The sequence below is a fragment of the Crenobacter sp. CS_VA4 genome (assembly GCF_055597485.1).
Genome location: NZ_JBVMAE010000059.1, coordinates 1 through 5,938, shown reverse-complemented (window position 1 = coordinate 5,938; position 5,938 = coordinate 1). Strand labels below are relative to the sequence as shown.

Genomic DNA, 5,938 nt, shown 5'->3' with positions numbered 1-5,938 from the left:
CGGTGATCGCGACGATGTTCCAGACCGGCAAGGACATGAAGCACACCTACAAGGAAACCTCGCTCGCCGGTCTGGCGGTCGCGGTGCACATCCCGGTGAACGTGCCGGAGTGCTGACCCTTGTTTGAAGGTTGGCCGAAGCGTTCGGCCAACCCTGCAGCACAACAAGCCCCGCGACGATGGTCGCGGGGCTTTGTTTATTGTCCGATCCGTTGGGAATTCCGTTGAGGGTCAGACAGAACTGGATGGCCGTATCGCTGGAGGTCGGATGCGACCCCGTTTGCCGCTTGGGGTGCCCTGCCAGCACATGCCCTTGTCCAGCCAGATCATCGGCGACCCGCGTGCCTTGAGTGCGGTGTTGTAGGCCTTTCAGTTGGTGGTTTGATATTTGGCGGGAGCGGGCTTGGTCATGCTGCGGGCTTACCTGAAGAGATGTTCTGGCTGCTCTTCAAGCGATTTGCGCAACAAAGCCGTCGTACTTCAAAATCCTAGGCGTTCGTGCTTGCAAGCTGGGAGGAGTCCATATACGCAACACCCTCTGCGTGCGAGGCTAGCCTCGCTCAGCGATGGGACGTTGCACCCCACGCAGATAGCACCCGTTTGTTGTCGCCGGCTCTCCCCTACCCCACCAACAAATCCTCAAAAAACGCCCCGAACTCGCGCACCGGATGCCGGATCTGGATTTCCAATATCCACAGCCCGGAAGATGGGCAGAAATCCTGGCTTGCCAACGTCCCCGCCTGCACGTGCGGAAAGTCCGCGACACGGTGCCCCGCCACTTCCGGATTGAGCACCCAGCCCATTTCCGTCGCCGTCCGCGCCGCGAACGCGTACAGCTCTCGCCCCGTCGCCCGATAGGCCAGCCAATGCGCGCGCACCCGCTCGAAGAGATCCCAGGCCGCCCCGGCGCAGGCATGCATCGCCTCGTCGTGGCCGAGCACGAAGGTGTCGCCGCCGTCGCCTTCATGCCCGTCCCACAGCGGGCCGATGTCGACGAAGAAGATGTCGTTATGGGCGAGCGTCACGCCCGGCCCAGACGGTTCGCGGAAGGTCTTCACGGTGTTGGCGCCGAAGCGGATCGCCGTCGGGTGCCAGCAGCGTTCCACCCCCATCGCCTCGAGCACTTGCTGGGCGGCCGCGAGCGCCTCTTCTTCGTTCATGCCCGGCCCGATGGAGGCGGCGATCCACGCGACTGCCTCGCTGGTCAACGCCCGTGCCACGAGCATGCGCTCCATCGAGAACGCCGTGCCGACCTGTTCGGCATTAGCGAATGTGTGTTCCACCCGTTCCCCCTTTCTTAGTCTTCCGATAGCCCTTCCAGCGTCATGCCGCGCGTCTCGACCCCGAACAGCCAGACGGCGGCGGCGGCGAGGCCAAAGCAGGCGGTACCAAGCAGGAACACGCCGCCCTGCCCCCACAGCGGCAGGATCAGTCCGACCAGCGAGGGCCCGATCAGCGCGCCGACCCGACCGATCGCCGAGGCGAAGCCCGAGCCGGTGGCGCGCGCGCCGGTGCCGTATAACTCCGGCGTATAGGTGTACAGCACCGCCCACATGCCGAACAAGAAGAACTGCATCGCCAGCCCAGTGGTGATCAACAGGCTCTCACTCCCGGCCGCCTGTGCGACGCGGCCGTACAGGTAAACCATCGCCGCACCGCCCAACAGTGAAGCGATGCAGGTCGGCTTGCGCCCCCACTTCTCAACCAGCCACGCGGCCGTCAGAAAGCCGGGAATGCCGCCGAGCGAAATCCACACCGTGTAGAGCACCGATTTGGTGACCTGGAAGCCGGCCTGCTGCAGCAGTGCGCTGAGCCAGTTGGTCAGGCTGTAGAAGCCGAGCAGCGCAAGGAACCACAGCAGCCACACCATCACGGTGCGCTGGCGCTGCTGCTGCGTCCATAGCGCGGCGAACGAACTGCGGTGAGAAGTGGCCAGGCGCACCGTGCTCGGCTGCGGTGCTGGCAGTGCATCAAGGCCGAGGCTTTCTTTGACGCGGCGCTCGATGCTGGCAAGCGCGCGTGCCGCCCTGCGCTCTTGAGCCAGCGCGGCGACTCGGGCACCATTTGTCGCACAACCAGCAGGAACACGGCCGGCAAGGCGCTGACGACAAACACCGTGCGCCAGCTACTGTCCCGCAAGATCCAGTAAGAAATCAGCCCGGCCGTGATGAAGCCGAGCGCCAGAAGCCATCCATCAGCGCGATATAGCGGCCGCGCTGCTGCGCCGGTACCAACTCCGCGAGCAGCGTCTGCGCCACCGGAAATTCCATGCCCATGCCGACCCCGAGTAGCAGCCGGTACCAGAACAGCGCGTCGGCATCGGGCGCGGTCGAACACAGATAGCTTGCGACGCCCCACACGATCATGCTGGTCTGCAGCACCGGGCTGCGTCCGAACCGGTCCGCCAACAGGCCGGACAGCACGGCGCCGATCACCATGCCGATGAAGCTCGCACTCGCGATAAAGCCGGCCTGCGCGGTAGTCAGCGCGAACTCGCTCTTGATCGGGCCGAGCACGAAGGTCATCAGTCCGAGGTCGACCGAGTCGAAGAAAAACGCCATTGCGATGATCGTGAGGATGAGCCGGTGATAACCGCTCATTGGCAGGCGTTCGAGCCGGGAGGCGATGCTGACTTTGCCGGTAGGCGCGCTGGCTTTGGGATGGCTCATGGCGATGCTCCTGTGAGCGGCGCCGGCCCGCCGGACTGTACCGCCGGCACCGGGGAAGAGAAAGGACCCTGTATAGGAATGCCGGGGCGGCAGACCGCCCCGGCTGCGGGATTGCTTACTTGCCGTACACTGGGAAGCATGCGGTCAGCAGCTTCACCTGCTCGGCCACGTTGGCGAGGTTGTCGACATCATCCGGCGCGTCGAGCACGTCGGCGACCAGATGGGCGACCTTGATCGCCTCCAGCTCCTTGAAGCCGCGCGTGGTGATTGCCGGCGAACCGATGCGAATGCCGGAGGTGATGAACGGGCTTTCCGGGTCGTTCGGGATCGCGTTCTTGTTGACGGTGATATTGGCCTTGCCGAGCGCTGCGTCGGCGGCCTTGCCGGTGAGGCCCTTGGAGCGCAGATCAACCAGGAACACGTGCGATTCGGTGCGGCCCGACACGATGCGCAGACCGCGCTCGGCCAAGGTGCGCGCCATCGCGTCGGCGTTGGCGAGCACTTGCTGCTGGTAGGTCTTGAATTCGGGCGTGAGCGCCTCGCCGAACGCGACCGCCTTGGCGGCGATCACATGCATCAGCGGGCCGCCCTGCAGGCTCGGGAACACGCTCGAATTGAGCTGTTTCTCGAACTCGGCCTTCGCCAAAATCAGCCCGCCACGCGGCCCGCGCAGCGTCTTGTGGGTAGTCGAGGTGACGAAATCGGCGTGCGGCACCGGGTTCGGGTACAGGCCTGCGGCGATCAAGCCGGCGTAGTGCGCCATGTCGACCATGAAATAGGCGCCCACCGACTTGGCGATCTCGGCCATGCGGGCCCAATCGAAACGCAGTGCATAAGCCGATGCGCCGCCGACGATCAGCTTAGGCTTCGTCTCTTGCGCCACGCGCGCCATCTCGTCGTAGTCGATCGCTTCGTCCTCCCCTAAACCATAGGCAACGATGTTGAACAGCTTGCCCGACAGGTTGGCGGACGAACCGTGCGTCAGGTGGCCGCCGTGCGCGAGGTTCATCCCCATGATGGTGTCGCCCGGTTTGAGCACCGAGAAATACACCGCCTGGTTGGCCTGCGAACCAGAATGCGGCTGCACGTTCACGTACTCGGCACCGAACAGTTGGCGCGTGCGCTCGATCGCGAGGCTCTCCAGCTCGTCTACATATTCGCAACCACCATAAAAACGCTTGGCCGGATAGCCCTCGGCGTACTTGTTGGTCAGCTGCGAGCCCTGCGCCTCCATCACGGCGGGACTGGTGTAATTCTCCGACGCGATCAGCTCGATGTGCGCCTCCTGGCGGCGCACCTCCTTGTGGATGATGTCAGCGACGGCGGAATCCTGGGCGGCCAGGGTCAGATCGGTATGGAACATGCTTTCGCTATCCTTTCGGTTAAACAGGGCGGCACCACGACTAGGTGGCAACGGCGATCCGGGAACCAGGCCGGCCGGGGCAAAGCGCGCAAGGGCCTTGCCGGCTGATTCGACGGCCCATGCTCGCGTACCTGCTTGCACCTCACTTGTCGTTTTCCGCTGGTCTTGCGCGATTTCACGACCTCGAGCCAAACTCCAGCGAGCCAATGCTGCAGCGCGCTGCGGTGTCGCTCCTGCAAGGGTTCCGGTCGGAAATAAACAGGCGGGAGAACCGCGTCGCTGGCTCAATCACAGAGGGGGCGGCCGTGGGCTGCCGGAAGGACCTTTTTTCTAGGGAGCAGACCGTGAGCGAAGAGATTCTGTGCAGTTATATCGGCGGACGTTATATCGACAACCCGGCCCTGCCGCTGGTGGACAATCTCAACCCGGCCACCGGCGAACTGCTGTGCCGCGTGCAGCAGGCCGGCGGCGACGAGGTAGCCTTGGCGGTGGAAAGCGCCAAGGCCGGCTTTGCCCAGTGGTCGGCCATGACCGGGGCGGAGCGCGGGCGCATTCTCAACCGTGCTGCGCAGCTTTTGCGCGCGCGTAACCGTGAGCTCGCCGAGCTGGAAGTACGCGACACCGGCAAACCGATCCAGGAAGCCGAGGTGGTCGATGTGCTGTCCGGTGCCGACTGTATCGAATACTTCGCCGGCCTTGCCGCCAGCCTGCACGGCCAGCAGTTCCCGCTCAAGGGTGCGTTCGCCTACACCCGGCGCGAACCGCTCGGCGTGTGCTTCGGCATCGGCGCGTGGAACTATCCGATCCAGATCGCTTGCTGGAAATCCGCGCCGGCGCTCGCCAGCGGCAACGCGATGATCTACAAACCGGCCTCGCTCACACCGATGACGGCCGCCAAATTGGCCGAGATCTACCATGAGGCCGGCGTGCCGGACGGCGTGTTCAACGTGATCCAGGGCAGCTCGCAGGCGGCGCGCAAGCTGACCACCCACCCGGACGTAGCCAAGGTGTCGCTGACCGGCTCGGTCGCTACCGGCAAGGCGATCATGGCCGACGCCGCTGGCACGCTCAAACGCGTGACCATGGAACTGGGCGGCAAGTCGCCGCTGATCATCTTTGACGATGCCGACCTCACCCAGGCGGTGTCGGCCGCCATGCTGGCCAACTTCTACACCCAGGGCGAAATCTGCACCAACGGCACCCGTGTGTTCGTACACGAGAACATCTACCAGGCCTTCCTCGAACAGCTGGTCAGCCGCACACGCAAGCTGAAGATCGGCGACCCGATGCAGCCGGACACTCAGGTCGGCGCGCAGATCTCTGCCAGCCACGCCCAAAGCGTGCTGCAGTATATCGAGCTCGGCCAGGCCGAAGGCGCGCGCCTGCTGGCTGGCGGCCAGTGCGTCACGGTGCCGGGCTGCGAGGGCGGCCACTTCATCGCGCCGACCATCTTCGCCGACTGTACCGATGACATGACCATCGTGCGCGAGGAGATCTTCGGCCCCGTGATGTCGGTGCTGCCGTTTACTGACGAGGACGAAGTGGTGGCACGCGCCAACGACACCCGGCTCGGCCTCGCTGCCGGCGTGTTCACGCGCGACCTCGCGCGTGCCCACCGCATGGTAGAACGCCTGCAGGCCGGCGTGTGCTGGATCAACAACTACAACATCACGCCGATCGAAATGCCGTTCGGCGGTTTCAAAGAATCGGGCATCGGCCACGAAAACAGCCTGGCCGCGATCGACTGCTACACTCAGCTCAAGAGTGTGTACGTCGAGCTGTCCGGCGTCACCTGCCCGTACGAGTGAGAGCGCTCATGAAAAAGGAATTCGACTACATCATCGTCGGCGCCGGCTCGGCCGGCTGCGTGCTGGCCGCACGGCTGACCGAGGACGCCGACGTGTCGG

General features: G+C 64.5%; 4 protein-coding genes and 2 pseudogenes. 1 reads left to right on the top strand and 5 read right to left on the bottom strand.

The window, feature by feature from the left end:
* Positions 1–216 precede the first annotated feature (216 nt).
* The 5 genes and pseudogenes from ACZ2IA_RS22560 to glyA form a co-directional block, all read right to left on the bottom strand.
* Positions 217–410: pseudogene (locus ACZ2IA_RS22560) on the bottom strand (transposase); the annotation flags it as partial.
* 209 nt (positions 411–619) lie between these two features.
* Positions 620–1,282, bottom strand: a complete 663-nt coding sequence (locus ACZ2IA_RS22555; protein ID WP_470294833.1) for a M24 family metallopeptidase — start codon at positions 1,280–1,282, stop codon at positions 620–622.
* A gap of 14 nt (positions 1,283–1,296) precedes the next feature.
* Entirely contained in the window at positions 1,297–1,941 is a 645-nt protein-coding gene (locus tag ACZ2IA_RS22550) for an MFS transporter (protein ID WP_470294832.1), read from the bottom strand.
* Positions 1,869–2,524: pseudogene (locus ACZ2IA_RS22545) on the bottom strand (MFS transporter). The gene ACZ2IA_RS22550 and the pseudogene ACZ2IA_RS22545 overlap by 73 nt, the downstream one beginning before the upstream one ends.
* Positions 2,525–2,783: 259 nt before the next feature.
* Positions 2,784–4,031 (bottom strand): serine hydroxymethyltransferase, encoded by a 1,248-nt coding sequence (gene glyA, locus ACZ2IA_RS22540; RefSeq protein WP_470294831.1) that lies wholly within the window; start codon positions 4,029–4,031, stop codon positions 2,784–2,786.
* A 344-nt stretch (positions 4,032–4,375) separates the two neighbouring features.
* On the opposite strand from glyA, the gene betB reads away from it, so the two are divergent.
* Positions 4,376–5,839, top strand: coding sequence for a betaine-aldehyde dehydrogenase (gene betB / locus ACZ2IA_RS22535; protein ID WP_470294830.1), 1,464 nt, complete (start codon positions 4,376–4,378; stop codon positions 5,837–5,839).
* Positions 5,840–5,938: the final 99 nt, after the last annotated feature.

Excerpts from the sequence above, each read along its gene's own strand:
- glyA (WP_470294831.1), bottom strand. The coding sequence starts at position 4,031 with ATGTTCCATACCGATCTGACCCTGGCCGCCCAGGATTCCGCCGTCGCT.